The following is a 20935-nucleotide window of genomic DNA, read 5'->3' on the forward strand; positions in this document are numbered from 1 at the left end:
TCATCTCCTCAGTCGATGATTTCACCATGCAGCAGGTGCTTGCCCACCGCAACGGTACTGACGAACCCCATCACAGCGATCAGCAGGGCGGCCTCGAAGAACAGGTCGCTCGCCAGCCAGATACCGAACACGATGATCAGCGCCAGGCCATTGATATACAGGGTATCCAGCGCCAGCACCCGGTCCGGCATCTCCGGCCCGACGATCAGCCGCGCCAGGTTGAGCACCACCGCCAGCGCCAGCAGGCCGAAGGACACGGCAATCACATACTCGAGCATTCGAATATCTCCAATAGTGGCGCTTCATAGCGCTTTTTGACCCCGGCGACCAGGGCATCGGCATCCGTCACATCCAGGCCGTGCAGCAACAATGTGCGATGGTCGGGGCTGAGCCCGGCCGATACGGTACCCGGGGTCAGGGAAATGATGCTGGTCAGCGCCGCCAGCAGGAAACCGTTCTCGATTGCCATCGGCACCACCACGAAGGCCGGATTCAGGTTCTTCCTCGGCCCCAGCACCAGGCGCGCGACATGCAGGTTCGCCACCACGATGTCATAGAACACCATCAGCACGAACAGGCAGAGCTTGAATGGCTTGCGCACCGGTGGCACATCGAGCAGGAAGTTGCGCGTCAACAATGGAATCAGCCAACCGAGGAACAGCCCCAGCAGCAGATCACCCAGGCCGGGGTGGTTGACCAGCAACAGCCAGACAACGGTCAACAGCAGCGTCAGCCATGGATGTGGAAGCCATTTACGCTTCATTCGGCACCTCCCATTACCCGCTGGATATAGCGCTCCGGCTCCAGCAACTGTGCCGCGGTCGCCTGAAGATAAGCATTCAGTGGCTCGGCCAGCGCCAGCAGCAACACACTTCCCGACAGCAGCCCCAGCGTTGCCAGCAGGCGCCATGCATCGGCGCTTTCCGTGCTCTGCAGCGGGCTGCCGAAGGAGCGCCAGAACACCAGGCTACCCGTCCGGCTCAGGGCAATCAGCGTCCCCAACCCACCGAGCAGCACCACGGCCCACAGCATGAGGCCCTGGGCGCCAATGCCGGCGGCCCGCAGCAACATCACTTTGCCGATGAAGCCGGAAAAAGGCGGCAGGCCGATGACCGAAATCGCCGCGATAAAGAACAGGCTGCCCAACAGCAACGGCTGGCGCACAGCCGCCGATGGCATCAGTGCCCCGTGGAAGGCGCCACGCTGGCGCGCGATAAGATCGACCAGCAGGAACAGCGCCGCCGCGATCAGCGTACTGTGCAACAGGTAATACAACGAGGCCGCCAGCGCCGCCGGGCTGCCCAGAGCGAAACCGGCCAGCAGTGTCCCGACCGAGACCACCACCAGGTAGGAGACCACTTGTGCCAGGCTGCGCGCCGCCAGCACGCCCAGCACACCGGCGACCAGGGTCAGCAGCGCCAGCCACCACAGCAGGTCATGGGCGAGATTGGCGACCAGCCCCGCCTGCTCGCCGAAGATCAGCGTATGCACGCGCAAGATGGCATAGAAACCGACCTTGGTCATGATCGCGAACAGCGCCGCCACTGGCGCCGTGGCCGCCGAATAGGTCTTCGGTAGCCACAGGTAGAGCGGCATGATCGCCGCCTTCAGGGCGAACACGATCAACAACAGGAATCCGCCCGCCGCCAGCAACGGTGCCTGGTCGGGGCCGGCCTGCCCCACCCGGAGCGCCAGATCAGCCATGTTCAGGGTTCCCGTCAGGCCATAGAGCAGGCTCACGCCGATCAGGAAGAAAGACGACCCCAGCAGGTTCAGCACCACGTAATGCAGCCCCGCGCGCGTCCTGTCCGGCCCCTGCCCGTGCAGCAACAACGCGTAGGAGGAAATCAGCAGGATCTCGAAGAATACGAACAGGTTGAACAGGTCCCCCGTCAGGAAAGCCCCGTTGATGCCGACCAGTTGGAATTGCAGCAGTGCATGGAAGTTCTGCCCGCGCAGGTCATCGCCGCGGCTGGCATATATCGCCACGAACAGCGCCAGCACCGCGGTCAGCAACAGCAGAATGGCGCTCAGCCGGTCCAGCAGCAGGACGATGCCGAACGGCGCCTGCCAGTTGCCCAGCGCATACAACCGCAGTTGGTCATCGCTGGCCAGCCCCACCAGGTGGATGGCAATCGGCAACAGGCCCAGGGTCGCCAGTATCGAAAACAGGCGCTTGGCCGACTTGCCCAGCCGGTGGCCGATCAGCAGCAGACTGCCCGCCAGCAGCGGCACCAGGATGGGCAGGATCAACGCATGATTCATTCCTGCGTCTCCCGGCCATCCACATGATCGCTGCGCAACTCACTGAGCCCGCGCAACGACAGCACCGCGACGAAGGCTGTCATGGCGAAGCCGATCACGATGGCGGTCAGCACCAGCGCCTGCGGCAACGGGTCGCCATATTCGGCGCTCTTGCCGATCACGGCAGGGCCCCCCGTGGGCAAACGACCCATGGCGAAAATGAACAGATTCACCGCATAGGAAATCAACGTCAGTCCCATGATCACCGGGAATATGCGCGCCCTCAGCAGCAGATAGACGCCACAGGTGGTCATCACGCCGAGGGTGATTGCAAACAATGCTTCCATCAGAGGATCTCCCTGCTCGACTCGTCCTGGCTGACGTGTCCGATATTGGAAAGGATCAGCAGCGTCGCCCCGACCACCGCCAGGTACACGCCAAGGTCGAACAGCATGGCCGTGGCCAGCTCGATCTCGCCAATCCCGGGAATGTGGAAGTGGCCGAACGCCGAAGTCAGGAACGGGAAGCCGAACAGCCAGCTCCCCAGCCCGGTCAGCGCGGCGATCAGTATCCCGGCCCCGGCCACACCGTGGTAACTCCATGGCTGGCGCGCCTGCGTCCAGCTCACGCCATGGGAGATGTATTGCAGGATCAGCGCAACGGCGGTGATCAACCCGGCGATGAAGCCGCCCCCCGGCAGGTTGTGCCCACGCAGGAAGATGAATACGGAAATCATCAGCGCCAGCGGCAGCAACATGCGCGACAGGTTGTCGAGAATCATCGGGTGGCTGTCCGTCGACCACAGCCGCCCGCCCGCATCGCGGGGTGGGAACGGCAGGTGCAGCCCGTGCAGCAGGCCGTAGATGCCGACCGCGGCAATCGCCAGCACGCTGATTTCGCCGAGGGTATCGAAACCACGGAAATCCACCAGGATGACGTTGACCACGTTGGTCCCACCGCCCCCCGAAACACTGTTCTCCAGGAAGAACGGTGCGATGCTCTGGTAAGGCCGGGTCAGTACCGCATACACCAGCAACGCCACCAGGGTGCCGACGCCACTCGCCAGCAACAGGTCGCGCGCGGTACGCAGGCTGCTGGACTCCACCGGGGTGTAATCCGGCATGAAGAACAGCGTCAGGATCAGCAGGATAATGGTGACCACCTCCACCGAGAGCTGGGTCAACGCCAGGTCCGGGGCGGAAAAACGCGCAAAGGCCAGCGCCACCATCAGGCCGACACAACTGAGCATCATCAGGCCGACCAGCCGCCGCCGGTGGAAGTACAGCGTGCACAGGGATCCCAGCAGCAACACCAGCATGCCCAGAGCGGTGACGCCATCCAGCTCTGTCATCGCCACGGGGCCGGTAAAGGACTGCAGCGGACTCAGTGCATAGATCATCAACGCCAGCGCACTCAGCAGCAGCAACATCAGATAACGCTGCAGCGAGCCATTCTCCAGGGTACGGGTCAGTTTCTCGCTGCCCGCCGTCAGGGCCCTCACACAACGTTCGAACACCACCAGCGCATCCAGGCTGGGCAAACCTTCATACCAGCTATAGAGCACTCGCCGCTGGCTGTAGAGCAGGATGCCGCCAGCCAGTGCGACAAAGCTCATCAGCAGCGGCAGGTTGAAACCGTGCCAGATCGACAGGCTGTACGCCGGCACGTCGCCATCCAGCGTTGCCCCCACCGCCGAAGCCAGCAGGGGGGCCACCGTATAGGCGGGCAGCATCCCCACCAGCAGACACAGCATCACCAGCACCTCGACCGGTATCTTCATATAGCGCGCCGGCTCATGGGGCGGATACTTGGGCAGGTCCACCGGCTCGCCATTGAAGAAGACGTCGTGGATGAAACGCAGCGAATAGGCCACCGAGAAAGTGCTGGCCAGCGTCGCCACCACCGGGATGGACCAGTAGAAACTGCCCAGCAGGTGCTGCTCCAGCGTCTCTGCGAAGAACATCTCCTTGCTCAGGAAACCATTGAGCAGCGGCACCCCGGCCATCGCGGCGCAGGCGACCATCGCCAGCACGGCGGTGTGCGGCATGTACTTCCACAAGCCGTTCAACAGGCGCATATCGCGCGTACCGGTCTCGTGGTCGATGATACCGGCGGCCATGAACAGTGAAGCCTTGAAGGTCGCATGGTTGATGATATGGAAAATCGCGGCGACCGCCGCCAGCGGCGAATCCAGCCCGAACAGCAAGGTGATGAGCCCCAGGTGACTGATCGTCGAGTAGGCCAGCAAGCCCTTCAGATCGTGCTGGAACAGCGCCATCACCGCGCCGAACAGCAGGGTGGTCAGCCCGGTCAGGCTGACCAGGTAGAACCACAGGTCGGAGTCCGCCAGCGCCGGATACAGCCTGGCCAGCAGGAATACGCCAGCCTTGACCATAGTCGCCGAATGCAGGAACGCCGATACCGGCGTCGGCGCGGCCATGGCCTGGGGCAGCCAGAAATGGAAGGGAAACTGCGCCGACTTGGTGAATACCCCCAGCAGCACCAGCACCAGGATCAGCGGATAGAGCGCATGGGCGCGGATCGCATCCCCCGCCGCCAGCACCGCGCTCAATTCGAAGCTGCCCACCACATGCCCAAGCAGCAGGATACCGGCCAGCAGCGCCAGGCCACCGCCACCGGTGACCGCCAGCGCCATGCGGGCACCCTGGCGCGCATCCTGGCGGTGACTCCAGAAACCGATGAGCAGGAACGACGACAGGCTGGTCAGCTCCCAGAACATCAGCATCAGCAGCAGGTTTTCCGATAGCACCACGCCCAGCATGGCACCCATGAACAACAGGAAGAAGGCGAAAAAGCGCCCCATGGGCTCCTTTTTCGACAGGTAGTAGCGTGCATAGAGAATCACCAGTACGCCAATACCGAGAATCAGCAGAGCGAACAGAAAGCCCAGGCCATCCAGGCGCAGGCTCAGGTCCAGCCCCAGCTCGCTCAGCCAGGGCAGGCGAACCACTTCGGTGTTCCCGGCAAAGACGGCTTCGCGCTTCGACAGCAACAGCGCCAGCGCCACCAGCGGCGCGACGGCCGCCCCCAGGGCACAGGCCGAGCGCCCCAGGCGCCCCAGCAGTAGAGGAAGCAGGGCTCCCAGCATCGGTAAAGCGATAATCAATGCAAGCGCCATCGACCCTTCCCTTGTTATATGGCGGACGCAGGACGGGCAGTTCCCCTCGCGCCACACCGGTTAATAAAGCCCCGCAGAGCCCTGCCGTACCTCGCCCCGGGATTTCCGCAAGCAGTAGAGGCTATTCCCGTTTCATCGCCAGCCGCGCTGTTGCGAGAAACAGCCCCCGGCGCCCCCGTTCCCGACGGGCTTGCGAGATTCACGCCATCCCTGAAAATTGCGGAACGCAGGTAATAGCCATGCCCTAGCCAAGTACCGCAACGACAGCGGGCCATTTCTCGCACAGGCCGAAGGGCAGGTACTGTTTTTACACGAGGCTGCGTTACTCGATGGCTCACTCAGCCCACTAAACTTCGCATCTCGCGCCATGCCTCGTGTAAAAACTGGCCGCGGCACGGCAGCGATGAAACGGAAACAGCCCCTAATAGACTGAAAGAAAAAGAAAAAGTCCCGGTGATTATCCACATGACAGGAGCGATCGTCGCGAAATCATGCATTTTGAAAAACAAAAGGCCCAACCAGCGGCTGGGCCTTCTTGTTCGATACAACCATGCGCATCATGCCAGCAGCGGCCTGGCGGCCCGCGTCAGGCCCTCAGGGCGATACGCGGCTGGTACCGCCGACACTTAGGATCCGTACACGCTGGCCGACCCGGAATATCTGGTTCGGCTCGACCTCCTGGACATAGGCCCTGGTGTTGCCATCGTCCTCGCGAACGGTGAGCTCCACCCCTTGGGTACGGGTCAGGCCTTCCTCGGCCGCCGATCCCAGCATGCCCCCGGCCAGTGCGCCAATGACCGCCGCGACTGCGCTACCACGACCGCCACCAACGCCGCTGCCGGCGATCCCGCCGACCACGGCGCCAGCCCCCGCGCCGATCGGCGTCTTGGTGCCCTCGATCTTGACCGGTCGCAATGACTCGATGGTGCCGTAGCGTACGGTCTGCACCGAACGCGCCTCGTCACGCGAATAGGAGTCCCCGGTCAGGTTGGAAGTACAGCCACCCACCAGCACGGCGAGGGCGGTAAAGGATGCTACGAGAATGGATTTACGCATATGGGCTCTCCTGATAAGCACCTACGTCAACACAAGCATAAGACGCTGTAAAGGACTGGCAAGTCCCATGGAATCCGAGTATTCGACAACAAAAGCCGGCACCAGGCTCGCGTGGCGAAGGAATTCCCGGCACATCGCAAGAAAAGGATGACACTGCCAGGCTACTGGATCAGCATTCACTCATACACCGAATGCCCGCACCTGTCCGCTTCGACAACGGATTACGCCGAATGATGCACGGGGGCGGGTGACTCATCGGCAAAACGGAAATACGCAATGGATTATTTCATCATCGCCACGACCACCCTGGCCGGCCTGTTCTTCCATGCCTGGCTGTTCGTCAAGTTCCGCTACTGGGCGGATCGCGACCTGGCGCTCTCCCTGGCCGGAAGCGACCCCGAGAAACGCACCTGGATACTCGAGCGCCTGGGAGAGGCCCGCTCACGCAAGGTGAAGCGGGCCGAACTACAGGGCTGGCTTGAAGCGCAATTGCAGCACTATCCCCCGGTCGGATGAGTGCTTCGGAAGCGTTACGGTGCCAGCCGCTGGCGCCGCCAGCCGCCTTCCACGAGACGATAATCGAGCCGGTCATGCAGGCGGCTGGCCCTTCCCTGCCAGAACTCGATGCGCTCCGGCAGCAAACGATAGCCGCCCCAATAGGGCGGGCAATGCGGCGCCTGGTCCTGAAAGCGCGCCCCGCTCTCGGCCAGTAGACGCTCCAGCTCCTCTCGCCCCGCGATCATCCGGCTCTGCGGCGATGCCCAGGCGCCCAGGCGGCTTCCCAGCGGCCGCACCTGGAAGTAGGCATCCGACTCCTCTGGCGAAACCTTCTCGACCCGCCCCTCGATACGCACCTGACGTTCCAGCGTCGGCCAGAAGAACGTCATGGCGGCATGCGGGCTGTAGCGCAACTGCTCGCCCTTGTCGCTCTGGTAATTGCTGAAGAAGGTGAAACCGCGCTCATCCAGCGCCTTGAGCAACAGCACGCGGCAATGCGGACGGCCATCGGCATCCACGGTCGCCAGCGTCATGGCATTCGGCTCCACGGGAAGCTGTTCGGTGGCGACGGCCTCATCGAACCAGTTGTGAAAGAGCGCGAGAGGCTCGGCTGGCGCATTGGCCTCGCTCAGGCCGTCGCGGGTATAGTCGCGACGCATATCGGCAAGATTTCGTGACATCACGGGGCTCCTTGGATCTGTCGACGAAAGCTTACTCCTTCGGCACCAGCCAGGCTTGACTCAGGGCAGCGCCATATCAGCGCAGCAGACGCTGCGCGAGCAGTTCAGCGCTTACTTGGCGACATCCGCCGCCGCCACGCGCGTCGGTACCGCAACCGCGGCAGGCGCAGCAGCCGGCGTGCTGTACTGCGCCACCAGGGCGATCAGGGTTTCCTGCGGAGCCAGGAGCATTTCCACGCGGCGATTCAGCGCCCGCCCTTCCAGGCTGTCATTGGCCGCGCGCGGCATGTCGGAGCCGACGCCACGGATACGCAGGCGGTCGTGCTTGAGGCCGCTGAGGCGGAAGATCGCCGCGACAGCTCCGGCCCGCTCGCGGCTGATGACCTTGTTCTTGTCCTCGTTGCCGGAGCTGTCGGCATGTCCGAGGACAATCACAGCGGTCTTGCTGTCCTGCTCGACCATCTTCGCCACGCGGGTGATCGGCCCGAGCATGGCCGGCAGCAGCATGCCAGGCCTGTCGGGATTGAACGAGCTGTCCACCGGGGCGGTGACGATCAGGATCGCCTCACGGCGCTCCAGTTCGAAACGGCTGTCCTTGAGGGCATCGCGCAAGCGTGGCTCATACTCGTCGAGCCAGGCCAGATCGGGTTTCGGCTTGAGCGCAACGGGCTCAGGCGCTTTTTCAACTTTGGTGCTGCAGCCGGCTACGGCCATGCAAAGAATCAAGGAAGTAGATTTCAGCCAGTTCATGCGCAGGGCCCCGCAAGCCATCAGTCATAGGTTGGAAATCGGCAGGCCAGGAATCAATCCTGCCCTGCCAGAAGTATCGCCAGGCCACATAGTCGTGGCATACGCTGCAATTGACTCTAAATTGTGAACGCAAGTCATTATTCTGCAAAGAGTTGCGCATTGGAACCGACGAGCGGTGATATTTCTCTATCCCAGGCACTCCCTGACCTGGCGAGCCAGCATCTGCGCCCGCGGGTCCATCAGCACATAGGGCCCCAGGTTGTTGGTGACGAAACCGAATGCCAGTTCGCGCTCAGGATCGGCGAAACCGAGGCTTCCCCCCGCGCCCGGGTGCCCGAACGCCCTCGGCCCCATGCAGAAGCTCGCCCCGGGAACATCGGCCTGCTCCAGCCAGCAACCGAGCCCGAAGCGGGTGCTGGCCAGCAGCGTCAGGTCATCACCGCTGGCGTGTTCCCGGCACATTTCACGCAGCACCTCATCGTCCAGCAGGCGACCGCGCAGCAGCCCGTCATGCAACCCGGCCAGCGCTCGCGCATTGCCATGGCCGTTGGCCGCAGGCTGCACCATGCGTCGCCACTCGGGCTTGTTGCCACGGTTCATGAGGGAGGGGGGATTGTTGAAGGCACGCGCACTGATCGACATCGGGTCGCCGGACAACGCCTTGAACAGGCGCTGCGCGGTGGCATCGAGGGCGACATGCTTGCCTCGGGCCAGGTAGGCCACGCGCTCGAACTCACGCTCGTCCAGCCCCAGGTGGAAGTCCAGCCCCAGCGGGGTGGCCGTGCGGGCGACGATCGCCTGCCCCGGCCCACGGCCGTCCGCCCGGCGAATCAGTTCGCCCAGCAGCCATCCATACGTGATTGCCGCGTAACCATGGCGACTGCCCGGCTCCCACCAAGGTGCTTCCGCCGCCAGCGCATCGCTCATGCGCTGCCAGTCATACAGGGCCTCCTGCGGTAATGCCTGGCGGATCGCCGGCAGGCCGGCGGTGTGGCAGAGCAGTTGCCGCAGGGTAATCCGCGCCTTGCCGTTGCCGGCGAACTCCGGCCAGACCCGCGCGACCGGCTCGTCCAGTCGCAAGCGCTCCTCGCCAACCAGTTGCAGCGCCGCCACGGCCGTGAACAGCTTGGTGCAAGAGAACAGGTTGACCAGCGTATCGCTCTGCCAGGGCCGCTCCTGCGAGCTGTCGGCCATGCCGGCCCAGAGATCGACCACGGTTTCCCCGCCGATCATCACGCACAGGGCGCCGCCACCCTGGGCATGCCCGCCGAACATGTCCGCAAATACATCTCTGACGGCTTCAAAACGAAGATCGAAATAACCTTGAGTCTGCACACTCGGCCTCTGCCCATGGCGCCATGATGGCCGGCATTATCGCCACAATCCGGGCCATGCAGAACAGGCTCAGCCCATCGGCTGCATGAAATCCCAGTTCTGCCGGTCCCTCAGCGCCAGCGTGCTGATATAGCGCGGTTCGCCACTGACCTCTTCCAGTTCGGTCATCCCGGCCAACTCGCCAACCACGCGATAACGCTTGCCTACCTTCTTGTCCCGCAGAGGATAGAGTTGGGCGATATGCTGTGCCAGCTCGGTCAGGGTCGTCATTGCAATACTCCATATCAGTGATGTGCGCCAGCTATGTACCAGCCAAATATGACGATTGGGCGTCAGTTCCTTCCAGCGCTATGACCACGCCCCGCACGATTCGATTCATCGAATATTCCGCCCGGGGCTCAGCAGATCCCCATACCGAGCTGGAGCAGAGCCAGCCCACCCCGCCGCCAGCCCCACCAGCTCAGCAGCGCCAGCGCCACCACACAGGCGGCCAGCACACTCCAGGCCCACCCTTTCATTCAGGCCGCCAGCGGTCTGAGGACCGCCTGCTCACGGATAGGCCAGTTCAATACCGCCGCCAACAGGCTGAGCACGATGGATATCTGCCATATAAGGTCATAGCTGCCTGTCAGGTCATATATCCAGCCACCCAGCCAGCCGCCGAAGAAAGAGCCGATCTGGTGAAAAAGGAACACGATTCCGGTCAGCATCGACAGGTTGCGCACGCCGAACATGGTGGCGACGGTGCCGTTGGTCAGCGGGACCGTGGACAGCCACAGCAACCCCATGGCGATACCGAACGCATAGGCGCCCCACTCGCTGAGCGGCAGGTAGAAGAACAACGTGATCACCACCCCCCGCAGCAGATAGAGCAGAACCAGCAAGCGCGGCTTCGAATGGTAGCCACCCAGCCAGCCGGCAATGTAGGTGCCAAAGATATTGAACAGCCCGACCAGGGCCAGCACGGTGGTCCCGCTCATCGCCGGTAACTGCCTGTCCACCAGGTAGGCCGGCAGGTGCACGCCGATGAACACGACCTGGAAGCCACAAACGAAAAAGCCCAGCGCCAGTAGCCAGAAACCGCCATGCCCGGTCGACTGGCGCAAGGCATCCCGCATGCTCTGCTCCGGAGCCGCGCTGGCCGCCGCCCGGGGTGTCCCGCCCAGCATGAAGGCCAGAGGCATGATCGATGCGACCAGCATCCCCAGTACCAGCAGGGCCGCAGCCCAGCCCAGCCACTCGATCAATCCCAGCGTGCCGGGCAGCATCGCGAACTGGCCGAACGAACCGGCCGCGCTGGCGATGCCCATCGCCATGCTGCGCTTCTCCGCCGCGACGCTACGGCCGACCAGCCCCAGCAGGACCGTGAACGAGGTACCGGAGAGGCCTAGGCCGATCAGCAACCCGGCACTCATGGATAAGCCGATCTCGCTGCTGGCCTGGCTCATGCAGAACAGGCCGAGCGCATAGAGCCCGCCACCGATGAACACGGTACGGCGCGCCCCGAAGCGATCGGCAAAAGCGCCGGTGAAGGGTTGCACGATGCCCCATACGAGGTTCTGCAAGGCGATGGCGAACGCGAAAACCTCCCGCCCCCAGCCATACTCGCCACTCATCGCAGGCAGGAACAGGCCGAAGCCATGGCGAACGCCCAGTGAAACGGCCAGGATCAGGGCACTGCCCAGAAGTACCCAGCTTGCATTGCGCCATACGCCATTCATTGCGACGCCTCATCGGATCGGGGGGCGCTCATGGTAGCCGAAACGGCACATCCGGCAGTAACAAGAAGCTGCTCGCGCAACGACCTCGCTCAGGTAGACTGCGCAACATTCAGCAACCTGCCGAGGCGCACAAGAGACACCCATGCCCATCCGCCACTGTATCGTCCACCTGATCGACAAGAAACCCGACGGCACACCTGCCGTACTGCACGCCCGGGATTCCGAGCTGAACCTCTCGCAGGCCATGGAAAACCTCCTGGCGGACCTCAACGAAAGCTACAACGCCAAGCAGGGCAAGGCCTGGGGCTACTTTCACGAGGAGTCGGGCGCCTACCCCTTCAGCGGCTGGCTGGAACGCTACCTGGAAGGCCAGCGCGACTTCACTTCGTTCAGCCGCGAAGCCGTGGAGCACCTGAGCAAGCTGATGGAGGAATCCAACCTGTCGACCGGTGGCCATGTACTGCTTGCCCATTACCAGCAGGGCATGACCGACTACCTGGCGATCGCCCTGCTGCACCACAGCGAAGGCGTGACCGTGACTGACGCGCTGGATGTCGCACCGGCCAAGCACCTCGACCTCGGCCAGTTGCACCTGGCGGCCCGGATCAATATCTCGGAATGGCAGAACAACAAGCAGTCCCGCCAGTACATCTCGTTCATCAAAGGCAAGAACGGCAAGAAAGTCTCGGAATACTTCCGCGACTTCATCGGCTGCCAGGAAGGCGTGGATGCCCCGAGCGAGACCCGCACCCTGCTCAAGGCCTTCAGCGACTTCGTCGAAAGCGAAGACCTGGCCGAGGAACAGGCCCGCGAAAAGACCAGCGCGCTGGTGGGCTATGCCAGCACCCAGGCGAAACTGGGCGAACCCATGACCCTGGAAGAACTGTCGATAGTCATCGACGAGGAACATCCGCGGGCCTTCTACGAACATATCCGCAACAAGGACTACGGCCTCTCGCCGGAGATCCCGCCAGACAAACGCACCCTCAACCAGTTCCGTCGCTTCACCGGCCGCGCCGAGGGCCTGTCGATCAGTTTCGAGGCGCACCTGCTGGGCTCGCGCATCGAATACGACGAAACGCGCGACATGCTGATCATCCGTCAGATTCCCACGCAACTGGCCGACCAGCTCAAGCGGCGCAAGGACTGAACGGATTTTTATCCAGCACGGGGAATTATCCCGCCACAACGAGTCATATGGCTGCTCGCGCCAGTCGCGGGCAGCACATTATCCAGGCAGTAAGGGCAAAAAATGGAATGGTTCCACATCATCGTTCTCTCGCTCATCCAGGGTATCACCGAGTTTCTCCCGGTTTCCTCCTCCGCTCACCTGATCCTGCCCTCGCAACTGCTGGAATGGCCTGACCAGGGCCAGGCCTTCGACGTGGCCGTGCACGTCGGTACGCTGCTGGCGGTCATCATGGCCTTCCGGCGAGAACTGCTGGCCACCAGCCGCGGCTGGTTCCGCCATGTCCTGCAGGGCCAGGCCAGCGCCGAAAGCCGCCTGGGCTGGGCGATCATCATCGGCACGCTGCCAGCGGCGCTGGCGGGCCTGATCTTCGAAAAACATATCGAACAGTACACCCGTTCGATGCTGGTCATCGCTGTCACCACCATCCTCTTCGGCCTGGTGCTGTGGTGGGCCGACAGCAAGGGCAAGCGCAGCGACGAACTGGATCGCATGAGCTGGAGCAAGGCCCTGCTGATCGGCCTGGCGCAGGTGCTGGCACTGATCCCCGGCACCTCCCGCTCCGGCATCACCCTCACCGCGGCACTGCTGCTCGGCTTCAATCGCCAGGCGGCGGCACGCTTCTCCTTCCTGCTGTCGATCCCGCTGATCCTCGCCGCCGGCGGCCTGAAAACGCTGGAGCTGGTGGAGTCCGGCAATGGCGCGCAATGGAACGACATGCTCCTCGGTGCGCTTCTATCCTTTCTTTCCGCACTACTGTGCATCAAGCTGTTCCTCGCGGCACTCAACCGCATAGGCATGCTGCCCTTCGTCATCTACCGCCTGGCACTGGGTGTCGCCCTGCTCTTCATTGCCCTGTGATATCCAGAACGAAAAGAGCGCTGGAGGCCGCGGGCCGATGACCGAGTGTCGAGACAAACCCTGGTTCGTCTACCTGGTACGGGCGGCCAATAGCGCCCTGTACTGCGGCATCAGCGATGACGTGGAGCGGCGTTTCGCGGCCCACCGCAGTGGACGTGGGGCACGCTTCTTCCATTCCAGCCCGGCGGTGGCCCTGGTGTATGTGGAGGCATGTGCCGACAAGGGTAGCGCGCTGCGCCGGGAGCGGGCGATCAAGGGCTTGAAGAAAGCCGACAAGGAAGCGCTGGCGCAAGGGTGGAAGGTAGAAGCAGCGACAAGCTGCAAACCTGACACGGGATCTGCGGCTTGCGGTTAGCAGGCATTGAACAGCCCCTAACAGAGCCGGGAGCTGCTGTCGATATATTGAGCACCTCGCGCTTTGCGTATACTGCGCCGATGTTTGCCCCTACCCCACTCCGCATACGCTGCGCCCGCTGGCTGTTCGCGGCTGGCCTGGTCCTGATGCTCGGCAGTTGCGCTGAAAAACCCAGCCAACTCCAGCAGATTCGGGAAGACGGCGTATTGCATGTGATCACCCGCAACAGCCCGTCGACCTATTTCCAGGACCGCAACGGTGAAGCGGGCTTCGAGTTCGAACTGGTGCAGCGCTTCGCCAGCCATATCGGCGTCGAACTGAAAATCGAGAGCGCCGAGAACCTCGACGAGATATTTACCCGCCTCAACCGCCCGGGAGGCCCGGACATGGCCGCGGCCGGCCTGGTGGCCAGCGATGGGCGCAAGGAACAGGTACGTTTTGGCCGCCCCTATCTGGATGTGGTGACGCAAGTCGTCTACCGCAAGGGCGATCCACGCCCGACGCGCCCGGAAGACCTGGGCGGAAAACGCATTCTCGTCCTCAAGGGCAGCAACCAGGCGGAAAAGCTCGCGGCACTGCGTGAGCAGATACCCAACCTGCATTATGAGGAGTCCGACGCGGTCGAAGTGGTCGACCTGCTGAGAATGATCGACGACGGCCAGATCGACCTGACCCTGGTCGAATCCAACGAATTGTCGATGAACCAGGTCTATTTCAGCAATGTACGCAGCGCCTTCGACCTGGGCGAGCAGAACAGCCTGACCTGGATGTTCGCCAGGGGCGAAGACCGCAGCCTGATCGAGGCAGCCAATGCCTTTCTCGAACAGGCCGAGCAGAACGGTACCCTGCAGCGGCTGCGCGAACGCTACTACGGGCATGTGGACATGCTCGGCTATGTCGGCGCCTACGCCTTCGCCCAGCACCTGCAGCAACGCCTGCCTCGCTATGAAAAGCTGTTCCACTCGACGGCCCGGGAGTTCGCCGTGGACTGGCGGCTACTGGCGGCGATCAGCTACCAGGAATCCCACTGGCTACCGGATGCCACCTCGAAGACCGGGGTACGCGGCCTGATGATGCTAACCCTGCGCACCGCCAGGGCCATGGGCGTGAGCGACCGCCTCGACCCGGCCCAGAGCATCCATGGTGGCGGTAAATACCTGCTGAAGATCCACCAGGGCCTGCCCGAAAGCATCGAGGAGCCGGACCGTACCTGGTTCGCCCTGGCCGCCTACAATGTCGGTGGCGGCCACCTGGAAGACGCACGCAAGCTGGCCGAGGCGGAGGGCCTCAACCCGAACAAGTGGCTGGACGTGAAACAGATGCTGCCCCGCCTGTCGCAGAAACAGTGGTACAGCAAGACCCGCTACGGTTATGCCCGTGGCGGCGAGCCGGTGCACTTCGTCGCCAACGTCCGCCGCTACTACGACATCCTTACCTGGGTCACCCAGCCGCAACTGGAAGGCCCTTCACTGGCGCAGAGCGAAATGCACATACCCGGTATCTACGCCACCGAGCTCGACGGCAACCTGCCCCCCCTATGAGCCGGCCCGACCGATTCCGGCGAAACTGCCAGCGGTCTGCTCGGCCAGCGCCTGCGCCGAAAGCTCGACCTCCAGACCACGCCGCCCGGCACTGACATAGATACTGGGAAACGCCTGGGCGGAAACATCGATGAAGGTACGCAAGCGCTTTTTCTGTCCCAGAGGGCTGATCCCGCCCAGTAGATAGCCAGTGGCCCGCTGCGCGAGCTGCGGATTGGCCATTTCCACACGCTTGACGCCCGCCGCCTGCGCCAGGGCTTTCAAATCCAGCGTACCGGCCACCGGCACCACCGCCACCAGCAACTCGTTACGCTCGCTGCTGGCCAACAGGGTCTTGAATACGCGCTCCGGTTCCAGCCCCAGCTTTTCGACCGCCTCCAGACCGTAGGAAGCCGACTTGGGGTCATGTTGGTAACTGTGGACACGATGTTCCACACGCTGCTTTTTCAGGAGATCGATGGCGGGAGTCATGGCTACGGATGAAGTGAAACGATGAAGGCGGTACCTTAGCGAAAAAAACCGGTGGACGCTCACAAGCATGGAAAATCAGGCACATATATCGGAAATCTACGACCTTGCCGTGATTGGTGGCGGTATCAACGGCACGGGTATCGCCGCCGAAGCCACCAGCCGTGGCTTGAGCACCTACCTCTGCGAACGGGACGACCTGGCCAACCATACCTCGTCGGCCAGCAGCAAACTCATCCATGGCGGCCTGCGCTACCTGGAGCACGGCGAATGGCGCCTGGTACGCGAAGCCCTCTCCGAGCGCGAGACGCTCATGCGCAAGGCGCCTCACTTGGTTCGCTCGCAGCGCTTCATCCTTCCCCACCGCCCGCACTTGCGCAGTGCCTGGCTGATACGCCTGGGGCTGTTCCTCTACGATCATCTGGGAAAACGGCAAAGGCTGGCGCCGTCCAGCCATCTTCGTTTCGACGGCCAAGGCCCGCTACAGGCCGACATCACCCAGGGCTTCGAATACTCGGACTGCACCGTGGACGACTCGCGCCTGGTCATCCTCAACGCCATGGCGGCCAGGGAACAAGGCGCCCATATCCATCCCCGTACCCACTGCCTGAGTGCCCACCGCAGCCGGGGCCTGTGGCACCTGCACCTGGAGCGGACGGACGGCAGCCGCTATTCGGTAAGGGCCAGTGCACTGGTGAACGCCGCCGGCCCCTGGGCCATGGAGGTCATCACGGACAGACTCGGCCAGGACTCCAGACACTCGCTGCGGCTGGTCCAGGGCAGCCATCTGATCGTGCCCCGCCTGCATGAGGGGCAACAGGCCTACATCCTGCAACATGAAGATCGGCGGATCGTCTTCGCCATTCCCTACCAGGGCGATTTCACGCTGATAGGCACCACCGACCGCGACTATCGACAAGACCCGGCCGACGTTCATATCAGCGACGACGAAATCGACTATCTACTGGGCATCAGCAACAGCTACTTCAAACGGCAACTACAGCGCGAAGATATCCTGCACAGCTTCTCCGGCGTTCGCCCGCTACTGGCGGATGACCAGGGGCCGGCGGCAAACGTGACCCGGGATTACCACCTGCAGCTCGACACGGATGCCCAGGGGCATGCGCCCCTGCTATCGGTATTCGGCGGCAAGCTGACCACCTATCGCATGCTCGCCATCAACACGCTCGAAAGCCTGCGCCCCTGGTACACCGGATTGCCGGAGAGCGACAGTGCTTCCACCCCCCTTCCAGGCGGCGACCTGAGCGATCCCCGGGCCCTGGTGGAGGAAATGCTCGACCGATACGCCTGGCTGCCACGATGCCTGGCCACGCGCTGGGCCTGGAGTTATGGCAGCCGCGCCTGGCGCCTGCTGGAGGGCAGCCATGATCTCGCCGGGCTGGGCGAGCACCTGGGGAACGGTCTGTATACTCGCGAAGTGGAGTACCTCATCGAGCAGGAATGGGCCATGACCGCGGAAGATATTCTCTGGCGCCGCAGTAAGCTGGGCCTGCACAGCCCGGCACTCCAGGCCAATCTGCACGGCTATCTACGCCAGCGCATGGATCACCGGCAACTCATGCCGGCATCAAAGTGAAATATATTCATGCGAAAGCCTGCCCCTTCAGGCAGAATCACCAGCTTACGGCCTTCCAGTCCCAGGAGCTGTCATGCTTGAAATTCGCCACCTGAAAACACTTCATGCCCTTCGGGAAACCGACAGCTTGGTAGACGCCGCCGAGCGCCTGCATCTGACGCAATCGGCCCTGTCCCACCAGTTCAAGGAGCTGGAGGAGCGCCTGGGCCAGCAGTTGTTCGTACGCAAGACCCGCCCCGTACGCTTCACCAGTGCGGGCCTGCGCCTGCTGCAACTGGCGGATGATGTATTACCGCAACTGCGCAGTGCGGAGCGCGACCTGGCACGCCTGGCGGGAGGTACCGCGGGGCGCCTGCACATGGCCATCGAATGCCATAGCTGCTTCCAGTGGCTGATGCCCACCATCGACCAGTTCCGCAATGCCTGGCCGGAAGTCGAACTCGATCTGGCCTCGGGCTTCTCCTTCGCGCCCTTGCCGGCACTGGCGCGCGGCGACCTCGACCTGGTGGTAACCTCCGACCCGGTGGAGTTGAGCGGCATCACCTACATCCCGTTGTTCACCTACGAAGCCATGCTGGCCGTCGCCAACCAGCACCCCCTGGCGGAGCGCCCCTACATACGTGCCGAAGACCTGGCCAGCGAAACCCTGATCACCTACCCGGTCGAGCGGGACCGGCTGGACATCTTCACCCGCTTCCTGGAACCCGCCGATGTCGAACCGGCGCAGGTCCGTACCGCGGAACTGACGGTGATGATGATGCAATTGGTCGCCTCGGGGCGTGGGGTCTGCTGCATCCCCAACTGGGCCCTGCACGAATACAGCGTGCGTAACTATGTCACAGCCAAGCGCCTGGGCGAAAAAGGCCTCATTGCCACCCTGTTCGCCGGCATACGCACGGACATGCTGGACTCACCCTTCATGCGCGACTTCCTGCTGACCGCCAAGGACACCTCCTTCGCCACCCTCGAAGGTGTCGTCAGTGCCGCGCACAAGGAACGCTGAAGAAGCCGCCACTCAGCGCAGCGTCTGGGCATCCTGCAGGTCGATCTCGCGAATCAGCCGACGCGCCAGATCCTCGTCGAGATGATTCTCCCGCGCCAACCGGAACAGTTCGTCACGCTCGGCCCGTAGCCCGACCTGGCGCAACTGCAGTTCGATCTCGAAGGTGATATCGAACTGCGCCTGGGCCTCGCCGTGGTCCGAACGCCGGTCGATGCGATAGCGGTACAGATCGCTGACCCGCGCCGCGGCCTCGACATAAAGGTCGACATCCGGCTGGTTCTTGCTCATGGCATGCTGCGCCTTCTCGATGGCGCGAATGGCCGCTTCCGCAGCCAGGATGCGGGCCTTGTCTTCTTCCGCCCGCTGTTGCGGCTCATCCGGCACATCCAGTCCCTTGAGCAGCCATGGCAGGCCTACGCTGGCGACGATCAGCGACACAATGATAACCCCGGCGGCCAGCAGGATGGCGAGGTCCCGCGCGGGAAACGCACTGCCATCGCTCAGCAGCAGCGGCAGGGTCAGCACACCGGCCAGGGTGATCGCACCACGTACACCGGCCACCGAAGTGGCAGCAGCCACACGCAAGGTCGCACGGGGGTTCTGGGCATACATCTGGCCACCGCCGAACAGCGTGAAGCGAATCGACACCCACACCCAGAGAAAACGCAATATCCCGAGCGCCAGGTTGATGATCAGGACATAGACGATCAGCCACACCGGATCATGATGCCCGGTCTCGCTCACCACCTGGCTGGCACCGGCAATGATGCTCGGCAACTGCTCGCCCAACAGAACGAAAATCAGCCCGTTGAGGGCGAACTGCAGCATGTCCCATACCGCCGAGCGACGAATACGGGTGATCGCCAGCGCCTTGCCGGTCAGCTCGCTGTAACTCATGGTAATGCCTGCCGCCACGGCGGCAAGAATCCCCGAACAATGCAGATGCTCGGCAATCAGATAGACGAAAAAGGGAATCAGCAGGCTGACCAGGATCTGCGCACCTGGCTCCTCGCCGAAACGGCGCGCCAGCCAGATCGTCCCCCGCGACAGTCCCCAGGTCACGGCGACACCGATAGCGATCCCACCCAGCGCCAGTTGCAGGAATGCCAGCACGGCATCGCCAAGAACGAAGGTCCCGGTCAGTGCCGCGGCCACCGCAAAGCGCAGACAGACCAGGCCGGAAGCATCGTTGAGCAGAGACTCCCCTTCCAGGATGTGCATCAGCCGCTTGGGTACCGGCACCCGCGCCGCAATGGCCGAAAGCGCCACGGGATCGGTTGGAGAAATCACCGCCGCCAGGGCGAAGGCGATAGCCAGAGGCATGGAGGGAATCAGCCAATGAATGAAATAACCGACCCCCAGCACCGTCATGACCACAAGGCCAAGGGCCAGGGCCAGGATCGTGCCCTTATCCCGGAACAACCCCTCCTTGGGAATCTGCCAACCATCCAGAAACAGCAGAGGAGGCAGGAACAGCAGGAAGAATATTTCAGGGTTCAACTCAAGCCGCCAGTTGGAAGCCATGCCGATGCAGGTACCCAGTGCTATCTGAATCAGCGGCAACGGTAGCGGTATAGGCAATATACGCACCAGCATGCTGCTGAAGAACACCGCGATGAACATGATCAGTACAAGAGTGATGGTTTCCATTACATCCCCAGAACGCACTTCAGAGCGCACTTGCCAGGCAAGCACTTCCGGATATTTCCTGGCTATTCTGCGGATAAGAGCCCGCAGTGGAAACTGCTTTTTCGAAATGGGCGCGCAAAAGTGCGTAGCGAAGAAGCACCGCGTCTTCGCCGCAACGCTGCCACGTAGCAAACAGATGCGCCAGGCGCCAGAGCTTGGGAGCCTGCGGGAAAGAAGCCATAGTCCACACGGGCGTGTTCGCACGCGAGCAGGAGAGTGGCTCGCACGCTATCCGTGTGGAGTCGTTGTCGACACCACTCGCCGTGACCATGCATAGGCGAGTGAACGGCGATTGCATGAAGTCCGGTCCATGACCGTGAAAGCTGGGTAATCGTGGTCTGCCTCGTTGCGAGCGGATTGGCAGTCAAGCGTGCGTTTTCTCGTACGCTGCTGTCGGTGTCCGGCTGAGCGTGGAGTCGCGAATCCGGTCAGCCCCGCTACGAGATACACATGAACCCGCCGCCATATGAATTAGGGGGCGCTCTTCGTAGCGGGGCTGGCCGGGCTCGCGACGAAGAGCGCGGCGACTATGGAAGGGCCATCAGCGCAGTACCGCATCATCCGCAGGGCTTTCGGTTTCGCCGGCCCTTTCCCACAGGCACCGCCGCTAGTGGCTGTGCGAATGCCGGGTACTGGGTCGGGGCCTCCGGGCCGGCAAAGAGCTACAGGGAGGTATTCACGTGCGCCCCGTCCGCTACCTGGCATTCGCACAGGAACGATGAACCCGAGATCGCGCTGAAGCCAGACCTCTTGCCAATCCAGTTGATGAGACGAAGCTCTTGCGTACCCAGGCACCCCGTTCGCGGGCA

The 20935-nt window shown here is 62.9% G+C and carries 20 protein-coding genes; 7 read left to right on the forward strand and 13 right to left on the reverse strand.

Annotated elements, in window-relative coordinates:
• Positions 1 to 8 precede the first annotated feature (8 nt).
• The 6 genes from DNJ95_RS09310 to DNJ95_RS09335 form a co-directional block, all read right to left on the reverse strand.
• Entirely contained in the window at positions 9 to 278 is a 270-nt protein-coding gene (locus DNJ95_RS09310; RefSeq protein WP_131184449.1) for a K+/H+ antiporter subunit F, read from the reverse strand.
• Entirely contained in the window at positions 263 to 763 is a 501-nt protein-coding gene (locus DNJ95_RS09315) for a Na+/H+ antiporter subunit E (protein ID WP_131184450.1), read from the reverse strand. Before DNJ95_RS09315 ends, DNJ95_RS09310 begins: the two co-directional genes overlap by 16 nt.
• Positions 760 to 2265 carry a monovalent cation/H+ antiporter subunit D gene (locus DNJ95_RS09320; RefSeq protein ID WP_131184451.1) on the reverse strand — a complete coding sequence of 502 codons (1506 nt, stop codon included), beginning with the start codon at positions 2263 to 2265 and terminating at the stop codon, positions 760 to 762. The genes DNJ95_RS09315 and DNJ95_RS09320 overlap by 4 nt, the downstream gene beginning before the upstream one ends.
• On the reverse strand, positions 2262 to 2591 hold the full coding sequence (locus DNJ95_RS09325; protein WP_131184452.1) for a Na+/H+ antiporter subunit C: 330 nt from the start codon (positions 2589 to 2591) through the stop codon (positions 2262 to 2264). Before DNJ95_RS09325 ends, DNJ95_RS09320 begins: the two co-directional genes overlap by 4 nt.
• Positions 2591 to 5383 (reverse strand): monovalent cation/H+ antiporter subunit A, encoded by a 2793-nt coding sequence (locus DNJ95_RS09330; protein ID WP_131184453.1) that lies wholly within the window; start codon positions 5381 to 5383, stop codon positions 2591 to 2593. Before DNJ95_RS09330 ends, DNJ95_RS09325 begins: the two co-directional genes overlap by 1 nt.
• Positions 5384 to 5977: 594 nt before the next feature.
• Positions 5978 to 6439, reverse strand: a complete 462-nt coding sequence (locus DNJ95_RS09335) for an outer membrane lipoprotein (protein WP_131184454.1) — start codon at positions 6437 to 6439, stop codon at positions 5978 to 5980.
• Positions 6440 to 6715: 276 nt separating this feature from the next.
• On the opposite strand from DNJ95_RS09335, the gene DNJ95_RS09340 reads away from it, so the two are divergent.
• The gene (locus DNJ95_RS09340) at positions 6716 to 6955 is read left to right on the forward strand and encodes a lipocalin/fatty-acid binding family protein (RefSeq protein WP_131184455.1); all 240 of its coding nucleotides are present in this window, start codon (positions 6716 to 6718) and stop codon (positions 6953 to 6955) included.
• Positions 6956 to 6969: 14 nt separating this feature from the next.
• On the opposite strand, the gene pdxH is transcribed toward DNJ95_RS09340, so the two are convergent.
• The 5 genes from pdxH to DNJ95_RS09365 all read right to left on the reverse strand — a co-directional run bounded on the left by pdxH (position 6970) and on the right by DNJ95_RS09365 (position 11423).
• Positions 6970 to 7617 (reverse strand): pyridoxamine 5'-phosphate oxidase, encoded by a 648-nt coding sequence (pdxH, locus tag DNJ95_RS09345; protein WP_131184456.1) that lies wholly within the window; start codon positions 7615 to 7617, stop codon positions 6970 to 6972.
• Positions 7618 to 7728: 111 nt separating this feature from the next.
• The gene (locus tag DNJ95_RS09350) at positions 7729 to 8367 is read right to left on the reverse strand and encodes an OmpA family protein (RefSeq protein ID WP_131184457.1); all 639 of its coding nucleotides are present in this window, start codon (positions 8365 to 8367) and stop codon (positions 7729 to 7731) included.
• A gap of 186 nt (positions 8368 to 8553) precedes the next feature.
• A complete protein-coding gene (locus DNJ95_RS09355) occupies positions 8554 to 9702 on the reverse strand; it encodes a serine hydrolase domain-containing protein (RefSeq protein ID WP_131184458.1) in 1149 nt (382 codons plus the stop codon).
• A gap of 69 nt (positions 9703 to 9771) precedes the next feature.
• A complete protein-coding gene (locus DNJ95_RS09360) occupies positions 9772 to 9972 on the reverse strand; it encodes a hypothetical protein (RefSeq protein WP_131184459.1) in 201 nt (66 codons plus the stop codon).
• Between the two features lie 248 nt (positions 9973 to 10220).
• Entirely contained in the window at positions 10221 to 11423 is a 1203-nt protein-coding gene (locus DNJ95_RS09365) for an MFS transporter (protein WP_131184460.1), read from the reverse strand.
• A gap of 142 nt (positions 11424 to 11565) precedes the next feature.
• On the opposite strand from DNJ95_RS09365, the gene yejK reads away from it, so the two are divergent.
• The 4 genes from yejK (at position 11566) to mltF (ending at position 15369) form a co-directional block, all read left to right on the forward strand.
• Positions 11566 to 12573, forward strand: coding sequence for a nucleoid-associated protein YejK (gene yejK / locus DNJ95_RS09370; protein ID WP_131184461.1), 1008 nt, complete (start codon positions 11566 to 11568; stop codon positions 12571 to 12573).
• A 102-nt stretch (positions 12574 to 12675) separates the two neighbouring features.
• Positions 12676 to 13473, forward strand: coding sequence for an undecaprenyl-diphosphate phosphatase (locus DNJ95_RS09375; protein WP_131184462.1), 798 nt, complete (start codon positions 12676 to 12678; stop codon positions 13471 to 13473).
• A gap of 37 nt (positions 13474 to 13510) precedes the next feature.
• Positions 13511 to 13828, forward strand: a complete 318-nt coding sequence (locus DNJ95_RS09380; protein WP_131184463.1) for a GIY-YIG nuclease family protein — start codon at positions 13511 to 13513, stop codon at positions 13826 to 13828.
• 80 nt (positions 13829 to 13908) lie between these two features.
• Positions 13909 to 15369, forward strand: coding sequence for a membrane-bound lytic murein transglycosylase MltF (gene mltF / locus DNJ95_RS09385; RefSeq protein WP_131184464.1), 1461 nt, complete (start codon positions 13909 to 13911; stop codon positions 15367 to 15369).
• Here the strand turns inward: mltF and ybaK are convergent.
• Positions 15364 to 15840 carry a Cys-tRNA(Pro) deacylase gene (gene ybaK / locus DNJ95_RS09390; protein ID WP_131184465.1) on the reverse strand — a complete coding sequence of 159 codons (477 nt, stop codon included), beginning with the start codon at positions 15838 to 15840 and terminating at the stop codon, positions 15364 to 15366. The two genes, mltF and ybaK, sit on opposite strands and share 6 nt — an antisense overlap.
• Before the next feature lie 67 nt (positions 15841 to 15907).
• On the opposite strand from ybaK, the gene glpD reads away from it, so the two are divergent.
• Together glpD and metR are read left to right on the forward strand one after the other, a co-directional pair.
• Complete coding sequence (gene glpD, locus DNJ95_RS09395; protein WP_131184466.1) at positions 15908 to 17434, forward strand: glycerol-3-phosphate dehydrogenase; 1527 nt, start codon at positions 15908 to 15910, stop codon at positions 17432 to 17434.
• Positions 17435 to 17507: 73 nt separating this feature from the next.
• Positions 17508 to 18437 (forward strand): transcriptional regulator MetR, encoded by a 930-nt coding sequence (gene metR / locus DNJ95_RS09400; RefSeq protein ID WP_131184467.1) that lies wholly within the window; start codon positions 17508 to 17510, stop codon positions 18435 to 18437.
• Between the two features lie 12 nt (positions 18438 to 18449).
• Here metR and DNJ95_RS09405 read toward each other — a convergent pair whose 3' ends face one another.
• Positions 18450 to 20087 carry a Na+/H+ antiporter gene (locus DNJ95_RS09405; RefSeq protein WP_131184468.1) on the reverse strand — a complete coding sequence of 546 codons (1638 nt, stop codon included), beginning with the start codon at positions 20085 to 20087 and terminating at the stop codon, positions 18450 to 18452.
• Positions 20088 to 20935 lie beyond the last annotated feature (848 nt).

The organism is Stutzerimonas kirkiae (assembly GCF_004327335.1).
Classification (GTDB): Bacteria; Pseudomonadota; Gammaproteobacteria; order Pseudomonadales; family Pseudomonadaceae; genus Stutzerimonas; species Stutzerimonas kirkiae.